Annotated in this window: 23 protein-coding genes; 9 read left to right on the forward strand and 14 right to left on the reverse strand. The window is 51.5% G+C overall.

Going from position 1 to position 21,276, the window contains the following annotated elements; all coding sequences use genetic code 11:
• Positions 1-12: 12 nt before the first annotated feature.
• From L3K52_12495 to L3K52_12515, 5 genes are all read right to left on the reverse strand, one after another.
• Positions 13-903 (reverse strand): formylglycine-generating enzyme family protein, encoded by an 891-nt coding sequence (locus L3K52_12495; GenBank protein UOG91016.1) that lies wholly within the window; start codon positions 901-903, stop codon positions 13-15.
• Complete coding sequence (locus L3K52_12500; GenBank protein UOG91017.1) at positions 900-1,358, reverse strand: endonuclease domain-containing protein; 459 nt, start codon at positions 1,356-1,358, stop codon at positions 900-902. The genes L3K52_12495 and L3K52_12500 overlap by 4 nt, the downstream gene beginning before the upstream one ends.
• An 84-nt stretch (positions 1,359-1,442) precedes the next feature.
• The gene (locus L3K52_12505; protein UOG91018.1) at positions 1,443-4,382 is read right to left on the reverse strand and encodes a formylglycine-generating enzyme family protein; all 2,940 of its coding nucleotides are present in this window, start codon (positions 4,380-4,382) and stop codon (positions 1,443-1,445) included.
• Positions 4,383-4,385: 3 nt separating this feature from the next.
• Positions 4,386-5,462: an AAA family ATPase gene (locus L3K52_12510; GenBank protein UOG91019.1), complete on the reverse strand. Its 1,077-nt coding sequence runs from the start codon at positions 5,460-5,462 to the stop codon at positions 4,386-4,388.
• A complete protein-coding gene (locus L3K52_12515; GenBank protein UOG91020.1) occupies positions 5,455-6,309 on the reverse strand; it encodes a hypothetical protein in 855 nt (284 codons plus the stop codon). Before L3K52_12515 ends, L3K52_12510 begins: the two co-directional genes overlap by 8 nt.
• Positions 6,310-6,484: 175 nt before the next feature.
• On the opposite strand from L3K52_12515, the gene L3K52_12520 reads away from it, so the two are divergent.
• Both L3K52_12520 and L3K52_12525 read left to right on the forward strand, forming a co-directional pair.
• Entirely contained in the window at positions 6,485-7,030 is a 546-nt protein-coding gene (locus L3K52_12520; GenBank protein ID UOG91021.1) for a transposase, read from the forward strand.
• Positions 7,018-7,395, forward strand: a complete 378-nt coding sequence (locus L3K52_12525; protein UOG94005.1) for a transposase family protein — start codon at positions 7,018-7,020, stop codon at positions 7,393-7,395. The genes L3K52_12520 and L3K52_12525 overlap by 13 nt, the downstream gene beginning before the upstream one ends.
• A 26-nt stretch (positions 7,396-7,421) precedes the next feature.
• Here L3K52_12525 and L3K52_12530 read toward each other — a convergent pair whose 3' ends face one another.
• The 4 genes from L3K52_12530 to guaB form a co-directional block, all read right to left on the reverse strand.
• Positions 7,422-8,024 carry a serine protease gene (locus tag L3K52_12530; protein ID UOG91022.1) on the reverse strand — a complete coding sequence of 201 codons (603 nt, stop codon included), beginning with the start codon at positions 8,022-8,024 and terminating at the stop codon, positions 7,422-7,424.
• A gap of 15 nt (positions 8,025-8,039) precedes the next feature.
• The gene (locus L3K52_12535) at positions 8,040-8,372 is read right to left on the reverse strand and encodes a hypothetical protein (GenBank protein UOG91023.1); all 333 of its coding nucleotides are present in this window, start codon (positions 8,370-8,372) and stop codon (positions 8,040-8,042) included.
• A gap of 163 nt (positions 8,373-8,535) precedes the next feature.
• Entirely contained in the window at positions 8,536-10,113 is a 1,578-nt protein-coding gene (gene guaA / locus L3K52_12540; protein UOG91024.1) for a glutamine-hydrolyzing GMP synthase, read from the reverse strand.
• A gap of 3 nt (positions 10,114-10,116) precedes the next feature.
• Positions 10,117-11,577 carry an IMP dehydrogenase gene (gene guaB, locus L3K52_12545; GenBank protein UOG91025.1) on the reverse strand — a complete coding sequence of 487 codons (1,461 nt, stop codon included), beginning with the start codon at positions 11,575-11,577 and terminating at the stop codon, positions 10,117-10,119.
• A gap of 146 nt (positions 11,578-11,723) precedes the next feature.
• Here guaB and L3K52_12550 point away from each other — a divergent pair, with 146 nt between their 5' ends.
• On the forward strand, positions 11,724-12,134 hold the full coding sequence (locus L3K52_12550) for a hypothetical protein (protein UOG91026.1): 411 nt from the start codon (positions 11,724-11,726) through the stop codon (positions 12,132-12,134).
• Positions 12,135-12,203: 69 nt separating this feature from the next.
• The gene (gene xseA, locus L3K52_12555) at positions 12,204-13,541 is read left to right on the forward strand and encodes an exodeoxyribonuclease VII large subunit (protein ID UOG91027.1); all 1,338 of its coding nucleotides are present in this window, start codon (positions 12,204-12,206) and stop codon (positions 13,539-13,541) included.
• Here the strand turns inward: xseA and L3K52_12560 are convergent.
• Positions 13,525-14,532 carry a hypothetical protein gene (locus L3K52_12560; protein UOG91028.1) on the reverse strand — a complete coding sequence of 336 codons (1,008 nt, stop codon included), beginning with the start codon at positions 14,530-14,532 and terminating at the stop codon, positions 13,525-13,527. The genes xseA and L3K52_12560 overlap by 17 nt on opposite strands.
• On the reverse strand, positions 14,529-15,137 hold the full coding sequence (locus L3K52_12565; GenBank protein ID UOG91029.1) for a class I SAM-dependent methyltransferase: 609 nt from the start codon (positions 15,135-15,137) through the stop codon (positions 14,529-14,531). Before L3K52_12565 ends, L3K52_12560 begins: the two co-directional genes overlap by 4 nt.
• A 48-nt stretch (positions 15,138-15,185) precedes the next feature.
• Here L3K52_12565 and L3K52_12570 point away from each other — a divergent pair, with 48 nt between their 5' ends.
• Positions 15,186-15,743, forward strand: a complete 558-nt coding sequence (locus L3K52_12570) for a thermonuclease family protein (protein ID UOG91030.1) — start codon at positions 15,186-15,188, stop codon at positions 15,741-15,743.
• Positions 15,744-15,749: 6 nt separating this feature from the next.
• Here the strand turns inward: L3K52_12570 and epmB are convergent, their stop codons facing one another.
• From epmB to L3K52_12585, 3 genes are read right to left on the reverse strand one after another with little or no spacing between them, the layout of a single operon-like run.
• Positions 15,750-16,748 (reverse strand): EF-P beta-lysylation protein EpmB, encoded by a 999-nt coding sequence (gene epmB, locus L3K52_12575; protein UOG91031.1) that lies wholly within the window; start codon positions 16,746-16,748, stop codon positions 15,750-15,752.
• Positions 16,735-17,127, reverse strand: a complete 393-nt coding sequence (locus L3K52_12580) for a type II toxin-antitoxin system VapC family toxin (protein ID UOG91032.1) — start codon at positions 17,125-17,127, stop codon at positions 16,735-16,737. Before L3K52_12580 ends, epmB begins: the two co-directional genes overlap by 14 nt.
• Positions 17,121-17,381, reverse strand: a complete 261-nt coding sequence (locus L3K52_12585) for a type II toxin-antitoxin system VapB family antitoxin (protein UOG91033.1) — start codon at positions 17,379-17,381, stop codon at positions 17,121-17,123. Before L3K52_12585 ends, L3K52_12580 begins: the two co-directional genes overlap by 7 nt.
• Positions 17,382-17,527: 146 nt before the next feature.
• Between L3K52_12585 and efp the strand changes: the two genes are divergently transcribed.
• From efp to secD, 4 genes are read left to right on the forward strand one after another with little or no spacing between them, the layout of a single operon-like run.
• The gene (gene efp, locus L3K52_12590; protein UOG91034.1) at positions 17,528-18,097 is read left to right on the forward strand and encodes an elongation factor P; all 570 of its coding nucleotides are present in this window, start codon (positions 17,528-17,530) and stop codon (positions 18,095-18,097) included.
• Complete coding sequence (gene genX, locus L3K52_12595) at positions 18,094-19,014, forward strand: EF-P lysine aminoacylase GenX (protein UOG91035.1); 921 nt, start codon at positions 18,094-18,096, stop codon at positions 19,012-19,014. Before efp ends, genX begins: the two co-directional genes overlap by 4 nt.
• Before the next feature lie 39 nt (positions 19,015-19,053).
• Complete coding sequence (gene yajC, locus L3K52_12600) at positions 19,054-19,353, forward strand: preprotein translocase subunit YajC (protein ID UOG91036.1); 300 nt, start codon at positions 19,054-19,056, stop codon at positions 19,351-19,353.
• Between the two features lie 57 nt (positions 19,354-19,410).
• On the forward strand, positions 19,411-21,264 hold the full coding sequence (gene secD / locus L3K52_12605; protein ID UOG91037.1) for a protein translocase subunit SecD: 1,854 nt from the start codon (positions 19,411-19,413) through the stop codon (positions 21,262-21,264).
• The last annotated feature ends 12 nt before the right edge of the window (positions 21,265-21,276 follow it).

Here is a 21,276-nt window from a genome sequence, read left to right on the forward strand (position 1 = left end):
AGAGCCGTGCGCTTACTTCTTCCTTTGGGGCGCACCGCGCCCTGCGGCTCCGCCGCCCTGACTTGGCCTGAGCTCAAGACCTAGGGCAAGCCGGAAGCCAATGAAGTCGTAACGGTCGCCGGGAACGTACCTGTAACGGATGGCAGAACGCACGTACCTGCCGTAGTAGCGCCACGAACCACCGCGAACGACGCGCTTGACGCCTGCTTTATCGCCTCCGGCGATACCCTCCGGGTCTATAACCGGCGAAGCCGGTAATTTTTCTTGCCACACATCCTGACACCATTCCCAGACGTTACCGTGCATTTCGTATAAGCCCCAAGCGTTGCAGGGGTAAGTTTTTACGTCAGCCGTTGATTTTTTAGCTTTATCATCATAGCCAGACTCACTCCATTTACCCGAATAGTTCACGTTGTCCAGCGTCAATTCTGTGCCGAAGTTGAACGGGGTTTGTGTTCCGGCGCGGCAGGCGTATTCCCATTCGGCTTCCCACGGCAGGCGCACAGTTAAATCGGGGTGGATTTGGTTGAGTTTGTCGATGAAGGCTTGAGCGTCGTCCCAGTTTACGGTTTCGACAGGACGATTATCGCCTTTAAAGTGGCTGGGATTTTCGCCCATAGTAGTTTGCCACAAGCGTTGGGGGACGGTGGTTTCGGCAAGCCAGAAGCCTTTACTGAGGGTGACTTGGTGTAAGGTTTCATCTTCCCAACGGCCTTCTTCAGCGCCTTCTTCTCCACTCCCGTCGGGTGAACCCATCATGAACGTGCCGGGTTGTATCCAACGGAAGGCGTGGCGCACGTCTTTGTAGGTGAAGGCTTGCCACAGGCCGTAGCGGTCTTCGCCCCAGTCGGATGCCCAAGCGTAGGGGAATGTGGGTGGGGAGAGGTGATTGCGGTAGGTCATGGGAAGACCCTCACCCCAACCCCTCTCCCAGAGGTAGAGGGGCTTAAGAGGGAAGAATTTGGGTCGGCATCTTGCTCCCCCTCTACCTCCGGGAGAGGGGGCTGGGGGGTGAGGGTCTTCAACACTGAATGAATTTTATCTAAAACACTTGGCATGGATGCTTCAATGTCACGGTTCCAGAAACGTAAGACATGGTAGCCCTGTGCGATGAGAAATTGGGTACGGATTTGGTCATATTCTGCCTGATCGACTTCTGCATGATGGATACCGTCCAGTTCCACAATAAGCTTTTCCGCTCGGCAGACAAAATCCACGATGTAGTGACCGATAGCATACTGGCGATGAAACTTGTAACCATCCAGTTGGCGATTGCGCAATTGCTGCCACAAGCACTGCTCTGCGGGTGTTTGCTGTTGCCGAAGCAGACGCGATTTCTCACGATTTATTATTGTCATGGCACTCTACTTCTCAGCCCCTCTACCTCTGGGAGAGGGGTTGGGGTGAGGGCTCTTCGGCGGGGATTTTGAAAAATTTCTGTTTCATTTTTTCTTCCTGAAAGGGTTTTTCAATCCTTTGAAAATTTTCTCTACTAAACCACCGCTCCCGGCACTGCCACGACCTGCCGTGTCGCCCGCGCCACGTCTGTCCGCGTCATTCCCGTCCGCTCTATCGTTGGTCGCTCTGCTCCCTGCGGCTCCGCCGCCCTGCCCTGACCTTAGCTCAAAATGACCTAAAAGCAAACGGAAACCAAGGTCGTTGTAACGGTCATCAGGCTCGTACCTGTAACGGTAGGCAGAACGGCAGAACACGCCGTCGTAGAGCCAAGCGCCGCCGCGAACGACGCGCTCAACGCCTGCTTGGTCGCCTCCGGCGACACCCTCCGGGTCTGTAACCGGCGAAGCCAGTAATTTTTCTTGCCACACATCCTGACACCATTCCCACACGTTGCCGTGCATTTCATACAAACCCCACGGGTTGGCTGGAAGGGATTTGACAGGAACAGTCTTTTCTCTATATAGACCTTTTTTGCCACCTGCGTAGGGATTATTACCGTTGTAATTCACCTGTTCTGGGGTAATGTTATCACCGAACGAAAACGGCGTGGTCGTGCCAGAGCGACAGGCATATTCCCATTGGGCTTCGGTGGGGAGTTTGGCTTGTAGATTGGGAATAAGGGCATTGAGTTTTTTGATGAAGTCCTGAATGTCATTCCAGCTTACTCGCTCAACGGGGTTGTTAGGGTTGTCGTTGAAACGGCTGGGGTTGTTGCCCATAACCGCTTGCCATAGCGATTGGGTAACGGTGGTATCTGCCAACCAGAAGCCTTGGGTTAGGGTGACTTGGTGTTGAACTTCATCGTCGTAGCGTCCTGCTTCGGATTCGGGTGAACCCATGAGGAATGTGCCGGGTTCGATCCAGCGGAAGCGTTGAGGGATGCCTTTTATCTCAAGGTCAGCATAAAGACCCAAACCATTCTGATAGCTATTAATATCACTCAGTACCTCTTGCCCAAAAGGTTTAGGCCATTCCCAATGACTGATAATTGCATCGGTTGCCTCCTTCCATAGGACGGTATATACCTTACCCACAAAAACAACTTCTGCTTGCAATCCTGTTTGGTCACGCCAAATTTTATTTGTCCAACTCGGCTTAGTGATATTTTGCAATTCAATCCAATGGGTAGCTGATTCGATTCCAACCAATCCCTGTTCGGCTTGATAAACAGCCCCGTCCACTGCGATAGAATGCTGACCACCATCAATAGGAGCAAACAATACCGTCGGCGGCAAACCACGCAACGCACTGAATTCCGCAACAGGTGTTATTGCCAACCAATCTGCCCGTTGTGCTTGTTGTAGCTTAAATTGACCCTGATCACCGACTTGCACTACCTGCCACTGAACCCATTCTCCCCGCGCTTTTGCATCCAGCACCCACTGAAATCGTGCCAGATCAAAGTCTTTTTCCAATTGCTCAGGCCACTTACCCGCCCGAATTTCTTCTGCATAAGCCACCCCAAACAAGTGATACGCCAACTCATTATGCTCACTGCGCCAGATACTTTCTGGTTTAGAAGCCAGAATAGTGCGGCATTGCATCACCAAGGTTTTATGCCGTGTTGAACCTTGCACTTCTTGGATAACAGTGGCACACAAGCGTTGGAGATAATCGCGTAACGCGGCATCATCACGTTGCTCCAACACACACTGATTCAGTTTTTCCAGTTGCCGCAACCCCTCAAAAGCACCGACATGATGCGCCTGCACAAGCTGCCACAATGTTTCTGCTTGCTGCGAACCGGCGAAATGCGCTTGATAGTCTTGGCGGTAACGTTCCGCTACCCGCTCATCTAAACGGATACCCAACCCAATCCGGCGGATGTCAGGGTGATTCCAGATTTCGCCTTCCCGCTCACTACCGCCCCAATGCAATGCCATACGCAAACGCCGCAATAACCCTGCATCCACCACAGGCAAACATGATAATAAAGCCAGAATCTCACTAATGGGAACAGGCGAAGCTGCCGTCAACGCAAAGCCACTTTGCCCCGGATGACGCGGCAACCGATAAGCATCATTTAAGGGGTGCGGCTTGAATGTGCGGCATAGCCACCGCTGGCGCGGGGAGCGCATCACCGGGCTGAGCGTCAATAGTGGTGCAGGATGCGAACGCAATGCCTTGAGCAAGCGTGACCAGTTGGCACTGGCATTGACGTTATCGGCTGTTACCCCCAAATCCCCCAAGACCAAAATCGGCACATCCGCTGGTGGGAGTTGCCACTGTTGCCACTCGTCATCCGCCTGCCCCGGCCACGGGATGCAATCAGGTATTTCCCCAGACCAAGCCGTATCCTCAAAACGGATAGCTTCAACGGCATCCTCACCCAACAACGCCTTGAATTGTTGGATGACACGCGCAAAATCGCCCCAATACGGTTCTAAATGCAGCCCTGCATCCACAATAATATGCAAACGTTGCGCCCAATGTTGGCGCGACATCTGCGGTAAACGCTGCAACGCTTTACCCAATGCCACTTGGCGTGCCAGTCGTTGCTGATCCAAACGTTTGCTGGTACGAGACACCCCAAGGCTATTCAACAAAAACGGAATAAGGCGTGAGAGCGGCAATAAGGGTGGTGGCGGTGCAAAATGGTATGAATCCGTGCTGTTTGCATTAGGCAATAAACGCATGGCGGGGTCATGCAGATAGTCCGACGCTTGTTTGTCAGGCTCTGTTACACGGGTGATTTTATTGACCCGCAAAAAACGGGCTGGCGGGCGTTGTGGAATGGCTACGTCTGGTGTCGTTTCAAACGGTATCAATGTTGAAGTGGTGTGGTGTGAAGCGGTATCGGCATCATCAACGGTAAGCGGTTCTGGCGCAGACTGTTTGACATAACCAAACACAGTCGCCATTTTTTGCAGATTGGCATCCTCTTCCCCCGCCGCTTGTAGCAGTGCCAACCGCCCCCATGCCATTGTTTAACCGTCCACTTCTTTTTTCAGGGCATAACGGGCTATTTTATCAAGCCGGGTTTGTTGTTCCGTTTTCTCTAACGATTGCAAAGCACTCAGCAAGTCGATGTATTCCGCTAATCCCGGTGGATAACGGTTTTGGCTATCCCCTTCCCTATCTGCCCATAGCTGTTTAGCCGCCTGCAAATAGACAGCATCCGCAATACGGCTACCAAAATGCAATTGACCGCGTTCCACCAACCACGCATGACGTTTTTCAACAGTCTCATCATGCCATGTCACCGTTATTTTTTCGGGGGACTCTTCCATTTTCAAGGTGTGTACAAAACAGCGGCGCACGAAGGCAGAGGGCAATTCACGCTCCTCATTCGTGGTAATCACCACCAGCACCCGCACAGGATCAGCCTGTACAGGGTTATTCAATACACTGTTCGCATCTGCCTGCTGGGTATCATGTAGGTAAGGAACACTAAAACGGTATTGCCCTAAAGTTTCCAATAAACCATTAGGCAAATCAGGCTCGGCTTTATCAATTTCATCCAAGAGCAACACAACACCGCCTGTTGGTGGCTGCCATGTTTTACCTTGCGGGGTTGTGCTGTCGGGCTTTAACGGTTCAGGGCGTAAGCGAGTATAACAGGCTTGATACTGATACGCGGCAGCCTGCCAATCATAAGCCCACCAGAATACACCGGGCGAAAGGAAGTTCAGCGGATTAAGCCTATCTTGGATCGCGCTGCAACCTGATGCTGAGGGTGAAGCGTTACCCATACTACGTGCTTGCGCTTCACCTAAACGCCCTATCGCATCAAAGTGGCAATGCAAATCGCTAAGTTCGGTACTGCCGTGTATGACTTCACTAACAAATGCCCAGCCCAATTGTTCGGCTATCGCTTTTGCCATCTGGCTCTTACCCGTCCCCGGTTTTCCCCTCACCAACAAAGGTCGCCCTGCGGAATACGCCGCCCACAGTGCGTAGCAATCCTCTTCGTTGAAAACGTGGTGTAACCTCCGCCCCGAATTGGAAACGGTAAAATTGGGAGGGATAAAATCTTTGAGCTTAGGCACTTCTTGTTTAGACATGGGCAGCTACTCGCTTGGGGTTCTTGAGTCGGAGTATAACGGCTAGATCTTCCAGCAACGAACTTTGATCTTCACGACAAGGCGACAACTCATCAAGACTCGTTTGCACACAACAGATGAACTGTACACATCCTGCTAGTTTTTCTTTCAGCTTCGGGTAACAAGCCAAATCCTCTAACATCTCCAAATAAGCATTAGAAACGATGTAATAGATCGGTTTACCACCTTGGCGTTTCGATAAGGCACGGGCAGTTTTTTGTATATCAGCCAGAAGCCTATCAACATCTTGCGGTGCGCTGTCGACTCGTCGCAATTGCTTAAAAATCTCACTCAATATCTGAATATCGGATGCGCCCGCCGTATGCCCATCAAACACCATCGGGTCATGAATGCTGCTGGCGGGTATGGGATCACCGTATTCATCAAGATCATAGCGGGCTTGCTGTAATAAACTGCGCGAAATGATGACTTCCACATAGGCTTGCGTATCCAGAGATAGACTACGGGTAACGCTGTCTTGCGCGGTGCTTTGCAAACTGGCTTCGTGTTGAAGCCACCATTCAGGGTCAACGCTATTGATCAACAACCAGCCGCACAATTGCTCAACATGGGTTAGATAATCTTCCCAGCGCTCCTTGAGTGACTCCGGCTTTTTCTTATCTAGCTCCAACGAGATTTGAGCGAGTACTCCAACTGCCTGACTAACCTCTTGCTTTTCAACAAGGTGTGCTGCGATGTCAGCCGCGATAGCACAGGAATCCAGCTTCAAGACGGCTTTCAATTTCTCGCGCAGCACGAGTTGTCCATCCAGAATGCGCGTTGCTTCGGCTTTTACCTTGGTGTGCAATTGAGCTGTTACCTGCCTGGCAGGCTTAACGATTTCACGAAATAATTTTTCATTGTGCAATAGACATTATCTATAAAAAAAATAAAATATATAGATAATAATTATAAATGGCAAAATGCACATCCAGAGCGTAAATTCCTAACAGTAATAACAGCCTAGAGTAGGGACTAACGGCATGGCGGAGTACAGCTTTAACGCATTGAAATCCAATGAAAAGGCATTTGTTGCCATGACCAGTCTCAACGTCAAGGAGTTTTTGGGTTTGCTCGAACTGTTCAGCGCAGCTTACCAAACTGACCTACACGCACGGGGCAAACGTGTTGATGAGACGCGGGGTCGTTCTGATGGGAAACTGGCATTAATAGAAGACAAACTGTTTTTCATTCTGTTTTACCTGAAGACCTATCCTTTACAAGAAGTGCTGGCGCATTCATTTGATCTTCCCCAAAGTGTGGCAAACCACTGGATACACCGCTTATGCCCGGTATTACAAAGTGCATTGGATAAGATGGGACATAAGCCCATTCGACTATGCTCAGAATTAATGGGACGGCTAGCAGAAGAAGGGCAACAGGAATTGGTTATTGACGGAACAGAGCGGAGAATCCAGCGCCCCGTGGATAATGATGTCCAGCGTGAATACTATAGTGGTAAAAAAAATCCCATACGGTTAAAAACAATGTCATCGTTGGCTGTGCTGACAGACATATCAAATACTTAGGGAATACCCACTCAGGCAAGAAGCATGACAAGAAAATTGCCGATGAGGAGCAGACCCGATTACCGGAGGGTTCTGTGATTTTACGTGATTTAGGCTTCAAGGGGGCTGACATGGGAAAAGGTGTCACCGTCATTGAGCCAAAAAAGAAGCCACGGAATAAATGCCTGACCCCGCAAGAAAAAGAAGAAAACCGTCAAATTTCTGCCCGCAGGGTAGTCGTTGAACATATCATCAGTGGTATTAAACGCTGCCGATGCCTGAAAGATGTGTACCGTAATTTAAAAGATGACTTTGATGACCAGATTATGGAAATTGCTTGCGGACTACACAACCTGAGAAACTCCATGAGAAATCCCATCTATTGAAAGTTTTAAAAACTTTTAGATAAAAATTATTTATAGATAATGTCTAATAGCCACGGAATTGAAACGGCTTTGAAGTAGCCTTCTAACGACGAATAGTCATGGGTAATCACCGCAGCCAATTGCTGACCAATAAACACCGGAGAGCCTGAAAAGCCAGCCCAACCATTGGCTTCTATCGCATCAACATCCGTTGCCAATTCGACCACATGCTTTTTCAAACCTGCCACTGTGCCCGACATGCCCAAATCATCGCGAATCGTTGGCTCTTTAGCTGCTCGTGGAAAACCCCGACCTGACCACGCAGTAGTTGGCACAGGAGCAGTAAGCAACCAGTCTACCTGAGGTGGTTTGAATGGTGTTGCTTGGGGGCAACGAATAACTGCAACGTCGATATTTGGCTCACAAGCAAATCCATCAAACACAATATCCGCATCCGCAAACAGCATTTCATGTTTGTCTTGTTCAGGCCATACCAGTTTCAATTGGGGATTGTCTGCACGCTTGTCAAAACGCACCACATGACGAGCAGTTAGAACTAACCCATTTCCAATGGAATATCCCGTACCAATGCAAGGATCACCGTCTTTATCGTGAGCATAAACCTGCACCAACCAATCGGCATTGAGCATAATGCACCCTCATGGTCAGGCTTTATCGTTGATTGTCATCGCATTAGAACCTGTTGCTGCGATTTCTTCAGCCGTTTTGGTCGTATCGACCACCTGCAAACTGAGTTTGATTTTCTGGGTCACTGCATCTTTCAGTTCACCGTTGGCTTTCGCATCCGCATCAATCACCCAGAAGCGCACTTTGCCAGACACACCAGCATCCACTTTACGTTCAACCACGGTTTGCAGTTCGATGTCTACATTGTTGATGTTAAAACGGATGCCTTGCCCTTCTCCATCACGCTTGGCAAGATTTAACTCCTCGCGCAACGCCTTAATGACCTCTGCCAGTTCCAATTTCTGTGCCATTTTGATTTCTCCAGCCCGTAAAAATTATTTTTCTTTATAGCGGCTGAACAAAGGATGCGCAAGGAAAGAATCGCTTGCAGGGCAAGCTCCTACAACAGAAGCTCACGACTACATTCCTACTCCCCCTCTGCCTCCGGGAGAGGGGGCTGGGGGGTGAGGGTCTTCACTCCCACTCAATCGTAGCCGGAGGTTTCCCCGAAATATCATAAACCACACGAGAAACCCCGCGTATCTCATTGATAATCCGCCGCGACAACAGATCCAACAACTCATACGGCAAATGCGCCCAACGCGCGGTCATAAAGTCAATCGTCTCCACCGCCCGCAACGCAATCACGTAATCGTAACGCCGCCCATCGCCGGTCACGCCTACCGATTTCACCGGCAAAAACACCGCAAACGCCTGCGAGGTCTTGTCATACAAATCATGTTTGCGCAGTTCTTCAATGAAAATGTGATCAGCCAAACGCAACAAATCCGCGTATTCCTTCTTCACCTCACCCAAAATCCGCACACCCAAACCGGGACCTGGGAACGGATGGCGATACACCATTTCCGGCGGCAAACCCAGTTCCACCCCCATCACGCGCACTTCGTCCTTAAACAATTCGCGTAACGGCTCAACCAGCCCCATCTTCATATTTTCCGGCAAACCGCCGACGTTATGGTGTGACTTGATCAAATGCGCCTTGCCCGTTTTCGCCCCCGCCGATTCAATCACATCGGGATAAATCGTGCCTTGCGCCAACCATTTCGCCGAAGTCAGCTTGGAGGATTCCTCATCGAAAATATCAATGAACAACCCGCCAATGATCTTGCGCTTCTTCTCCGGGTCAGTCACACCCGCAAGGGCTGACAGGAAGCGTTCCTCCGCATCCACCCGGATCACTTTCACGCCCATGTGTTCGGCGAACATCGCCATCACCTGATCGCCTTCACGATAACGTAACAAGCCAGTGTCCACGAATACGCAGGTCAATTGCGTACCAATCGCCTTGTGCAACAACGCCGCCACCACCGACGAATCTACCCCGCCGGACAAACCGAGGATGACTTCATCCGAACCCACTTTCTCACGAACGGTACGAATGTTTTCGTCAATAATATTCGCCGTCGTCCACAACCCTGCACAACCGCAAATGCCCTGCACAAAGCGTTGCAAAATGCGCTTGCCTTGCTTGGTATGGGTCACTTCCGGGTGGAATTGCAGCGCGTAGAAATGCCGCGCTTCATCCGCCATCCCCGCAATCGGCGCGGAATCGGTGCTTGCCATTAGCTTAAAGCCTTCCGGCATCGCGGTGACTTTATCGCCATGCGACATCCACACATCCAGCAAGCCGAAACCGTCAGCGGTCACATGGTCTTCGATTTCACGCAACAATTCGGTGTGCCCACGCGCCCGCACTTGCGCATAGCCAAACTCGCAATGGCTGGACGATTCCACCGCCCCACCAAGTTGCACCGCCATCGTCTGCATCCCGTAGCAAATGCCCAGCACCGGCACACCCAGCGTAAACACATTCTCAGGCGCTTTCGGCGGTTCAGCATCCGTCACCGATTCAGGGCCACCGGACAAAATAATGCCCTTCGCACCGAATGCAGCAACCGCTTCAGCCTCCACATCCCACGGGTAAATCTCACAATAAACCCCAACCTCGCGCACACGCCGTGCAATCAACTGCGTATATTGCGAACCGAAATCGAGGATCAGTACACGATCCGCATGAATATTCTGTGTCATCAATTACACCCGGTAGTTTGGCGATTCTTTCGTAATAGTCACGTCATGAACGTGCGATTCACGCATACCCGCGCTGGAAATCCGCACAAATTGCGGCTTGGTACGCATTTCTTCCAAATCCTTGCAGCCCACATACCCCATGCTGGAACGCAAACCGCCCATCATCTGGTGAATAATCGGTGCAAGCGGCCCTTTGTACGGCACACGTCCCTCAATCCCTTCTGGCACGAGCTTATCCGCCGCATTTTCCGAACCATCCTGGAAGTAACGGTCGCTAGAACCCTTCGCCATCGCCCCCAGTGAACCCATGCCACGGTAAGACTTGTACGAACGCCCTTGGAACAATTCCACCTCACCCGGTGCTTCTTCCGTCCCCGCGAACATCCCGCCCAACATCACGGTATGCGCCCCCGCTGCCAACGCTTTGGCAATGTCGCCGGAATAACGGATACCGCCGTCCGCAATCAACGGCACGCCCGTACCTTCCAGTGCTTTGGCGATATTCATCACCGCCGAAATTTGCGGCACACCGACACCCGCAACAATACGAGTCGTGCAAATCGAACCGGGGCCGATCCCCACTTTCACGCCATCCGCACCCGCTGCCACCAGCGCCAGTGCCGCTTCACCCGTGGCAATATTGCCGCCGATGACCTGCACTTGCGGGAAGTTGTCCTTAACCCATTTCACCCGATCCAACACGCCTTGCGAATGCCCGTGCGCGGTATCGACAATAATCACGTCCACGCCAGCTTCCACCAGCGCCCGTACCCGCTCTTCGGTACCGTAACCGACACCGATGGCAGCACCGACCAATAATTGCCCTTGATCGTCTTTGCACGCATTCGGGAAATCGGTGGATTTTTGAATGTCTTTTACCGTAATCAAACCGCGCAACTGGAATTTATCGTTAATCACCAACACTTTTTCAATGCGGTGAATGTGCAACAATTTGCGGATTTGGCCTTTGCTCGCGCCCTCTTCCACCGTCACCAGCCGCTCTTTCGGCGTCATGATGGTGCTAACCGGCTGATCCAGTTGTGTTTCAAAACGCAAGTCGCGTCCGGTCACAATGCCGACCAAATCTTCGCCATTCACGACCGGCACGCCAGAGATATTGTTGGCACGCGTTAGCGCCAATACATCACGAATCGTTGCCTCCGGCGATACTGTAATGGGATTTTTAATAATGCCACTTTCGTATTTTTTTACATTACGCACTTGATCCGCTTGCGCTTGGATGCTCATGTTTTTATGAATAATTCCCATGCCACCTTCTTGGGCAAGGGCAATCGCCAAACGTGCTTCTGTTACCGTATCCATCGCCGCTGACAGCAATGGAATGTTTAAAGTAATCGCACGGGTCAGCGGGGTTTGGAGGTTAGCATCGGCAGGCAATACCGTGGAATGAGCAGGTACTAATAGAACGTCGTCGAAGGTAAGGGCTTCCTGAAGGATACGCATGGGGCTTATGTCCGTCTGTGGGAAAGAAGCACCTCATTATAGGGTTTGACCTCCAGTCGGTAAACTGCTATCAATACGCACTGAAATATTTCACGTAATTTGATATATCTCATTGACGTATTTTTTAGGAGAGGAGGAACTCATTGATGAACGTAAAAACATTATTCGCAGCACTCGCACTGTCCCTGATGGCATCGGTTGCTTTCGCCGCTGAAGACAAAAAAGCAGAAGCTGCCGAAGCAAAAGACGCAAAGCCAGCCGCCGCGAAAAAAGAAGAGACCGTTACGCTGAAAGACAGCGTTGACGCCAAAGTCAAAACCGCCATCGAAACCGCGAAAACGGCCAATGATGCAGCGAAAAAAGCCGGTTTTGAATGGTACTGGGATGGAAAAGCTGCCAGTAAGCATCTAGAGGCGGCTATCAAAGCAGCCAACGATGGTAAAAACGACGACGCCATGAAGATTGCTAAAGCCGTTGAAACCGCTGGCGTACAAGGTCAAGAACAAGCAGAAAAAGCTAAAACGGCTGGTCCTGCGGCTCCCGGTGCAAAAAGCTAAACGCTGATTGCAACCAGCCAATCTTGAAAAAGCCGAGCAATGTCTCGGCTTTTTTTATACAGTTAGCCGATGCAAACCGAACGAATCACTTTCAGTGTCTCTCAACTCAACGCCGAAGTCGGGCAACGCCTGTCCCAAGGCTTCCCTGCTCTGTGGGTGGAAGGCGAAATTTCCAACTTTACCCGTGCGAGCTCTGGGCATTTGTACCTCAGCCTGAAAGATGCCGGAGCGCAAGTGCGCTGCGCCATGTTCAAAGGGCGCACCTCCAGCCTGAAACTTATTCCCAAAAACGGTTTGAAAGTGTTGGTGCGCGGCAAAGTTGGCCTGTACGAACCACGCGGCGAATACCAATTCATTATCGAGCACATGGAAGATGCCGGGGTTGGCGCATTGCAACGCCAATTTGAAGAACTCAAACAGCGCTTGCAGGCACAAGGCTTATTCGCCCCCGAACACAAACAAACCCTGCCCGCGTTTCCGCGTTGTATTGGGGTAATTACCTCACCGACAGGGGCGGCGATTCGCGACATCCTCAACGTATTGAAACGGCGTTGCCCGCAAATTCCAGTGATGGTTTATCCGGTACTGGTACAAGGCGAAGGTGCTAAAGACCAAATTGTCAACGCCATCCGTCAAGCTGACCGCGAACACCGTTGCGATGTGCTGATTTTGACGCGCGGCGGCGGCTCGATCGAAGACTTGTGGTCGTTTAATGAGGAAGTGGTGGCACACGCGATTTACGCCTGTTCCCTGCCCATTATCAGCGGGGTGGGGCATGAAATCGACTTCACGATTGCAGATTTCGTGGCAGATGTCCGCGCACCTACGCCATCAGCAGCCGCTGAATTGGTCAGCCCCGACATGGCAGCGCTGCAAACCCACGTACAACGGCTGCTATTCCAACTCCAACGCCATCAGCAACGCCGCTTACAGATTGCCAGCGAACACCTAAAACGTTTGCAACAACGCTTAGAAAACCAACGCCCGACCAATCGCTTACAACAGAAAGTGCAGCGATTGGATGAACTCGACATGCGCTTACAAACCGCCCTCCAACGTTATTTGCAAAGCCAGCAACGGCGCGTGACAAATCTATCCTCGCGCTTACAGTTGCAATCCCCGCAACGCCAAATACAACAGCAGCAAGTGCAATTGTCACGCTGGCAACAGTATCTGCACGTGTTAATCCAACAACGTTTGGAAAAAGCGCGTAACCGACTGCAAATGCAAGCGGGGCAATTACACGCCCTGAGTCCATTAGCAACGCTGGAACGCGGCTATGGCATTGTGCGCCATCAAGAAACCGGACAAGTCGTGCGTAGCACCACCGCTCTACGTTTAGGGCAAACCGTTGCCACGCAACTGCCCGACGGCAGTTTTGAAAGCATCGTTACCCGCGTTCCCTAAGCTGTTCCCACGTAGCCCTGCGGGTTTGCCAAAACTTCCAAGCAGGCGTGGGCTGGCAATGCAAGGTACGCCCATCGCAAGCCGTCAAGCTGACTGAAAACTTACCGGATTGCAGCCCCGCCAATGCCGGTGCAAACCAGTGTTCATCCATTAAATCAAGTGTTTGTTGCCAGCTTTGCATGTCATCACTCACACTCGGTACGTGCAAAGCATCCAGAATCAGCGCGTAAGTTTTGCCAGTTTCCAACCCAGCTTCCGACAGTGTGGTTGGCGCTTGATGTGGCGTATTGCTTGCCAATGCCATCACCTGACTGGTCAGCGTTGTACCAATAAATCCGTCGAATGCGTTTGCGGGCACGGGAACAATAGAAGCAGGATTTGCCGCCCCCCACAGCCACAACGCATTCACCGCAGGACTTTCACACGTATGCAATAACATCTGAATTTCATTGAGTAGACGATGCCAATAACGTTTATCGCCTTGTGGCAGCAACGCAAAAATGCTTTGCCCCAAGGCTTGCGACAGCGGCACGGTACGCAAGGTTGCATCAGCTTGCACCCGTTCCCCCAGCAAGTACCAACGCTGCGGATGTTTGGCGACCAATTGCAAACCGTCTTCCTGCAAATGCCTATTCAGCACCGCCAGTAAGCGCGTCACCTCACCCGGCGTCAATGATGGCAATTGCGGTTGCATCACCACGCTATCCAACCCGCTTTTCAGCCATACCGGATCCGCACACAACAACGCGGTTGGCGGTAGCACACCAAAATCGGCGCAATAACGGTGATAAGCGAACGGAATTTCACCAGCCGAAGCTTGCCCGCAATCGTGAAACAGCGTCGCTTCCAAACCCTGCACCGGCGCGGTGGTGATGCTGCTATTAGCACACAAACGTAATAGATTGCTGGCGGCGGGTTGAAAGGCAAAGTCTTTGCACCACAAATTCAGCGGCTGGAATAAACCGGGCAGGTAAAAATGCAGCTTAATCATGCCTGCATACGCCGCTGCCACACCAATAAACGGTTATTCACCGGCATCGTGTAATCCTGTTGCAGGTACATTCCCGCCTGTTCTGCTAACCGATTCAAATCGGCAAAATCGCGAATTCCACTGCGCGGGTCACGCATCTGCAACCATTGATCAAATCGCGCATTGCTCTCGCTGGTATATTGCCCATTATAATTAAACGGGCCGTAGAGCATAAACAAACCTTTATTCGGCAATAACTTACCGACTCCGGCAAACAATGCCTCAACTGCATCCCACTCCATAATATGCACGGTATTCGCGGAATACACCGCCTGCACGTTTACTTCAGGCCAAGGGTCATGCGTCACATCCAGCGACACGGGGTTGCGGGTATTCGGCAAATTCGCCTCATCCAACCAACACTGAATACCCGCATGATGCTCGCGTACATCGCTGGTGTGCCAAAGCAAATGCGGCATCTGTGCAGCAAAATGCACCGCGTGTTGCCCCGTGCCACTGCCGATTTCCAACACCGCAGCGCAATCCTGCAATAACGGCTGAATCACGGCTAAAATCGGCGCTTTATTTTCTTCACAAGCTTCAGAAAAGGGTTTTGCTGTCATCATCGGACATCCTCAGGTTAGAATTACGCGCTTATCCATGGCGTAACCATTATGAAAAAATACCTACCCGTTATCCTAACTACCCTACTATTGACAGGCTGTCTCGACCGTTTCGACGCGCAGCCCGACGACAAACTGCAAGCGCAATTGCCACCGGGCGCACGCATTACCAACGACGGCACAATGTTGGCGCAAGGGCGCGTAGTCGGCGTTAGCGATGGCGACACCTTGACCGTGTTAGCCAGCAACAAGCGCACTTACAAAATTCGCTTGCAAGGGATTGACGCGCCCGAAACCAAGCAAGCACACGGGCAAAAATGCAAAGAAATGCTCATGACCCGCGCTGTCAACCTCACCGCCGAAGTCGAAGCGTACAAACTCGACCGTTACGGGCGCGTCATCGGCAAAGTCACGGTAGAAGGCAAGGATGTGGCGTTGGAACAAATCAACGCCGGTTGCGGCTGGCATTATACCGCCTATGCCAAAGAACAAAGCGCTGACGATCAAGCCGCGTATGCCGCTGCGGAAAAACAAGCCCGCAAAGCCAAACGCGGCTTATGGCGCGACAAACAACCGCAAGCCCCGTGGGATTTCCGCAAACAACAGTAAGTGCAGCTAGAAAAGCGGCGTTTTGGCTTTTTCCCCCGCCACTTCGCGCACCAATTTTGGCATCAGGAAACCGGGCAATTGTTGACGCATGTCATCCACCATGCGGATTGCCTCGGCTTCTGCCACCTCAAAATGTGCCGCCCCTGCCACCCGATCCAATACGTGCAAGTAATACGGCAAAACGCGCGCGGCAAACAACGCTTCGCTCAACGCCACCTGTGCCTGCACACTGTCATTCACCCCGCGCAATAACACCGCCTGATTCAACAACGTCACACCCGCCGAATGCAAAGCGGCTAAAGCGTGACGCACATCGTCCGCCGCCAACTCTTGCGCGTGATTGGCGTGAATCACCATCGCCACTTGCTGACGAATAGTTGCCAACATCTGCAAGAATCCCGCATCAATCCGCGAGGGCAACACCACCGGCAAACGGGTATGAAAACGCACCCGTTTCACATGAGAAATACCGTTCAACTGCCTGAAAAACAACTCCAAACGCTCATCAGCAAGCGTTAGCGGATCACCGCCACTCAAAATCACTTCGCACACATCGGGATTGGCACGGATATACGCCAACGCCCCTTCCCACTCGCCCTTCACCGGATTCGACTCACTGTACGGAAAATGCCGCCGGAAACAATAACGGCAATGCACCGCACACGCGCCCGTCGTTACCAGCAATACCCGCCCGTGATACTTGTGCAACACCCCATCCGCTACCAGCGCGTGCTGATCGCCGACCGGATCGTGGTTGAAACCTTCCACCATTTGCAACTCATCATCCAAAGGTAGCACTTGGCGTAACAGCGGGTCGTTCCAATCACCGTGTTTCATCCGAGCGACGTAACTGTGAGGAACTAGCAGGCGAAACTGCCGAGCAGCATCCGTGCTCACACCTCCCCCTTCCAGCTTCAACGCTTGCATCAACACCAACGGATCGCGCACTGCACCCGCCAATTCACGCTGCCAAACCGCTACCGGCGTTTGTTTATAAAGCAACATAGGGAATATCCGAATGGTTGAAATCATCACATTTGAACAACAGCGGCTCACCCGCGTACTTTGCCAGCGCATACGAACAACAATCACCGATATTCAATGCGGCACGATGACGACCTTTACCAAACTGCCGCCAGCCTGCGCGGACAAGTTGCGTCTGTTCCTCGTTCATGTCCACAATGTCAATCTGCAAGCGGTACAGCAGCAGATCCAACTCGCGCCCGCCCGCTTCGCCTTTGCGACTCTCAATCACAATGCTGCATTCCAACAAGGAAAAAGCACTCATCAAACGCTTGGGGTCATCTAAAATGGCATTGGAAAGGGCTTCAGCTTCTGGTTCGCCCAATAAAATAGCGATAATGGCAGACGTATCAATTACCACAGGGTATTTACCCCGTGTTCGTCATAACCGAGGATGTCGTCAGCACTGCGCGTATCCAGATCGGGCAAGGCACTACACCGCCGCGAAATGACCATAATTTCATCCAGCTTGCTGTTCACTCGGCGGAAACGTTGCAGACGCTCTAATTTTTCTTCTAAAGCTATAATAATCGCGGAAGTCATGTTGTAACCCGTCAATTGCGCGATTTCGCGGGCTAACTGTTCGGCGCGTTCGTTGCGAATGCTGAGTGCCATGTCACACCACCGTTGTATTGAATATGAATAATTATATATACAATACGGCATTATGCGACTTCATGCCAATTTCTACCTGATTTTTTACTTGGATTCCGGTTATCATAGCGGGCTATTTACGTTTAGATGATTTTGGAGACGGACTAATGGCCACCTATGGTAGCAATGATTTAAGAGTTGGTGTGAAGATTATCCTCAATGGCGACCCTTACACTGTCGTGGACAGCGACTTTGTAAAACCCGGTAAAGGTCAAGCCTTCACCCGCGCCCGCGTCCGCAACCTCAAAACCGGGCGTACCATTGAACAAACCTTCAAATCCACCGAAACCCACGAAGGCGCTGATGTGGAAGACCGCGACATGGAATACCTCTACACCGACGGCAGTGTGTGGACATTCATGGATAGCAGCTCTTTTGAACAGCTCGAAGCCGGTGAAGCAGCGATGGCTGATGCCGTCAAATGGCTGAAAGGCAATGAAAAATGCGTCGTCACCTTGTGGAACGGCGTGCCGCTTCAAGTTACCACCCCTAACTTTGCCGAATTGAAAATCACCCAAACCGACCCAGGTGTCCGTGGTGATACGGCGACTGGCGGCACCAAACCTGCCACGCTGGAAACCGGCGCAGTCGTGAAAGTACCGCTTTACATGGAAGAAGGCGAAATCCTCAAAATCGACACCCGCACTGGCGAATACGTTTCCCGCGTCAAAGCGTGAATCTAACGGCTTTGCACGAACGCGCATCCCTGAACCAGCAGGTGCGCGTTTTTTTTGCCGAACGCGATGTGCTGGAAGTCGAAACGCCAGCACTCTCGCAAGCGGGTAATACCGACCCGTTCATTGACAGCTTCAGCGTCAACACACCACACGGTTTGCGTTATTTACATACCTCCCCGGAATACCCGATGAAACGCTTGCTGGTGGAAGGTGCGGGTGATATTTACCAACTCTGCAAAGTGTGGCGGCGTGATGAAAGCGGCAAACGCCATAACCCCGAATTCACGCTGTTAGAATGGTATCGGCTCGGTTTCACTTGGCAACAATTGATGCACGAAGTCGCTGATTTATTGCACACGCTGATTCCGCACCTGCAAAAACCCCCGCGTTTTTGCAGTTATCGTGAGGCATTCCTTGAAAGCGTGCAGCTTGATCCCCATCTTGCCACAGAAGCTGAATTGTCGGCTTGTGCCAAGGCTCACGGCATCGCCATCAGCGGTGACATGCCGGTGCAAGCTTGGCGGGATTTGCTACTAACCCATTGTGTGGAACCGCAATTTCCTACCGACCAATTGACGTTTCTGTACCATTACCCTGCGAGTCAATCTGCGCTGGCAACGATACAGCAGGTGGCTGGGCAGGCAGTGGCGGAACGCTTCGAGGTGTATTTGGGTACCTTGGAGCTTGGCAACGGTTATCAGGAACAAACCGATTCAGCGCAGAATCGCTTAATTCTGGTACAAGATGCGCACACGCGCGGGCATGACATTCCCGTGGATGAACGTTTTCTTGCGGCACTCGAACACGGCTTGCCAGAATGCGCAGGCGTTGCTCTCGGCATTGACCGGATTCTGATGTGCAGGATGCAAGTGAATGACCTGAAACAGGTTATCGCTTTTTCATGGGAGGTGGCATAATAGCTGCCATTTAATGGATTATATTTTTAGGAGATTGCTATGGGTGCTAATGCACAATCCGGTAGTGGCATTGAAATGCTGCTGATGATGGGCGTATTTTTCGCCATTATGTATTTCATGATTATTCGCCCGCAGCAAAAGCGCGCCAAAGAACACAAGTTGATGCTGGAAGCTTTGAGCAAAGGCGATGAAATCGTCACCGGCGGCGGCGTACTCGGTAAAGTTGCTGGCATTAATGATAACTTTGTCGAACTGACTATTGCTGACAATGTAACCATTAAGGTACAAAAACAGGCTGTTGCTTCTGTCCTGCCCAAAGGCACGATGAAAGGCGCGTAAACGGTAAGTGGGGGGATTTTCCCCCTCACCTCCAACCCCACACGGAATCCTATAACAATGAATCGCTATCCACTCTGGAAGTACCTCATGATCGCAGCCGTGCTGCTGATCGGGGTTATCTACTCTGTTCCCAACTTTTTTCCCTCCGAACTGGCGGTGCAATTAAGCCCTAAAACCGAACAGGCTATCGACCCGGCAACCATGCAGCGTTTCGAGCAAGCGTTGCAATCGAAAGGTTTGACCATTCGCGCCAGTGAGAACAACGGTCAACAAGCCTTATTCCGCTTTGAAGACACCCAAGTGCAACTCAAAGCATCGGAAGCCTTGAAAGAAGCGTTCGGCGATCAGTTTGTGGTAGCGCTCAATCTTGCGCCCTCCACGCCAAGCTGGTTACGCGCCTTGAATGCGAACCCGATGTTTTTAGGGTTAGATTTGCGCGGCGGGGTACATTTCCTGATGGAAGTGGACATGAAAGCGGCACTGGATAAGCAAATTGACCGCTACGAAGACGAATTCCGTGATTTCCTGCGCGAACAAGACATCAAATATCTGGGAATTGCCCGCGAAGGTGACACCGTAATGGCGAAATTCCGCGACGCTGCCAGCCGCGATGCCGCCAGTGCCGCACTTGCTAAGGAATACCAGAATAGCCTGCAACTCACTGCACTGCCTGACACCAACGACCTGCAAGCGACTATTCCGCCAACAGCATTACTGGAAATTCAAAAGTTTGCGGTGCAACAAAACATTATTACCTTGCGCAAACGGGTGAACGAGTTGGGCGTTTCCGAGCCCATCATCCAGCAACAAGGCGTTAACCGCATCGTGGTACAGCTCCCCGGCGTACAAGATACCGCACGCGCCAAAGAGATTTTAGGTGCAACGGCTACCCTCGAATTCCGTTTAGTCGATGAGCAGAACGACCCGGCGCAAGCGCAACAAAGCGGGCGCGCGCCCATTGGTTCACAGCTTTACAAAGAGCGCAACGGTGCTCCTATTCTGCTCAAACGCCAAGTGATGCTAACGGGCGATTACATTATTGATGCGTCGTCGGGTTTTGACGATAACAACCGTGCGGCGGTAAACATCACCCTTGATGGCAAAGGCGCGACCCGTTTCAACAAAGTTACTGGCGAAAACGTGCAAAAACTCATGGGCGTGGTTTTCATCGAAACCAAAGTCGAGACGAAAGAAGTTGAGGGACAAGCGGTTAAAACCAGCAAGACCACCCAAGAGGTTATCAATGTTGCCCGTATTCAAGAGCAATTGGGTAAACGTTTCCAGATCACCGGCTTGGATTCACCTAAAGAAGCGCGTGACCTAGCGTTATTGCTGCGAGCAGGTGCCCTAGCCGCGCCGGTTTATATCGTGGAGGAACGCACCGTCGGCCCTAGCATGGGTAAAGAAAACATTGAGAAAGGCTTTAACTCCAATATGTGGGGCTTTCTCGCCGTGGTTGCCTTTATGGTGGTTTATTATCGCGTGTTTGGTGTTATTTCCAGTATTGCGCTGGCAATCAATGGTATTTTCCTATTCGCACTCTTGTCTTTATTGCAAGCAACGCTCACCCTGCCGGGTTTAGCGGGTATCGCCTTGACCTTGGGCATGGCAATTGATGCAAACGTATTGATAAATGAGCGTATCCGTGAAGAGTTACGCGCAGGCGTGGCGCCGCAGCAAGCCATTTTTGCAGGTTACGACCGTGCTTGGGGAACCATCCTTGACTCGAACCTGACCACTTTGATTGCGGGGATTGCGCTGTTCTTGCTGGGGTCTGGGCCTATTAAAGGTTTCGCGGTGGTACTGTGCTTGGGTATTTTGACCTCCATGTTCAGTGCCGTTACTGTTTCCCGTGCGATGGTAAATCTCCGGTACGGTTCTAAAACACATCTGGAAAAGATCGCCATTTAAGGGGGCTGTATT

Source organism: Candidatus Thiothrix sulfatifontis, assembly GCA_022828425.1.
In the GTDB taxonomy this organism is placed as follows: domain Bacteria; phylum Pseudomonadota; class Gammaproteobacteria; order Thiotrichales; family Thiotrichaceae; genus Thiothrix; species Thiothrix sulfatifontis.

Bases quoted from the DNA above. Each gene is read 5' to 3' on its own strand.
- L3K52_12495 (UOG91016.1), bottom strand. From the start codon at position 903: ATGACCTACCGCAATCACCTCTCCCCACCCACATTCCCCTACGCTTGG.
- L3K52_12500 (UOG91017.1), bottom strand. From the start codon at position 1,358: ATGACAATAATAAATCGTGAGAAATCGCGTCTGCTTCGGCAACAGCAA.
- L3K52_12505 (UOG91018.1), bottom strand. From the start codon at position 4,382: ATGGCATGGGGGCGGTTGGCACTGCTACAAGCGGCGGGGGAAGAGGAT.
- L3K52_12510 (UOG91019.1), bottom strand. From the start codon at position 5,462: ATGTCTAAACAAGAAGTGCCTAAGCTCAAAGATTTTATCCCTCCCAAT.
- L3K52_12520 (UOG91021.1), top strand. From the start codon at position 6,485: ATGGCGGAGTACAGCTTTAACGCATTGAAATCCAATGAAAAGGCATTT.
- L3K52_12530 (UOG91022.1), bottom strand. From the start codon at position 8,024: ATGCTCAATGCCGATTGGTTGGTGCAGGTTTATGCTCACGATAAAGAC.
- L3K52_12535 (UOG91023.1), bottom strand. From the start codon at position 8,372: ATGGCACAGAAATTGGAACTGGCAGAGGTCATTAAGGCGTTGCGCGAG.
- guaA (UOG91024.1), bottom strand. From the start codon at position 10,113: ATGACACAGAATATTCATGCGGATCGTGTACTGATCCTCGATTTCGGT.
- guaB (UOG91025.1), bottom strand. From the start codon at position 11,577: ATGCGTATCCTTCAGGAAGCCCTTACCTTCGACGACGTTCTATTAGTA.
- L3K52_12550 (UOG91026.1), top strand. From the start codon at position 11,724: ATGAACGTAAAAACATTATTCGCAGCACTCGCACTGTCCCTGATGGCA.
- xseA (UOG91027.1), top strand. From the start codon at position 12,204: ATGCAAACCGAACGAATCACTTTCAGTGTCTCTCAACTCAACGCCGAA.
- L3K52_12560 (UOG91028.1), bottom strand. From the start codon at position 14,532: ATGATTAAGCTGCATTTTTACCTGCCCGGTTTATTCCAGCCGCTGAAT.
- L3K52_12565 (UOG91029.1), bottom strand. From the start codon at position 15,137: ATGATGACAGCAAAACCCTTTTCTGAAGCTTGTGAAGAAAATAAAGCG.
- L3K52_12570 (UOG91030.1), top strand. From the start codon at position 15,186: ATGAAAAAATACCTACCCGTTATCCTAACTACCCTACTATTGACAGGC.
- epmB (UOG91031.1), bottom strand. From the start codon at position 16,748: ATGTTGCTTTATAAACAAACGCCGGTAGCGGTTTGGCAGCGTGAATTG.
- L3K52_12585 (UOG91033.1), bottom strand. From the start codon at position 17,381: ATGGCACTCAGCATTCGCAACGAACGCGCCGAACAGTTAGCCCGCGAA.
- efp (UOG91034.1), top strand. From the start codon at position 17,528: ATGGCCACCTATGGTAGCAATGATTTAAGAGTTGGTGTGAAGATTATC.
- yajC (UOG91036.1), top strand. From the start codon at position 19,054: ATGGGTGCTAATGCACAATCCGGTAGTGGCATTGAAATGCTGCTGATG.
- secD (UOG91037.1), top strand. From the start codon at position 19,411: ATGAATCGCTATCCACTCTGGAAGTACCTCATGATCGCAGCCGTGCTG.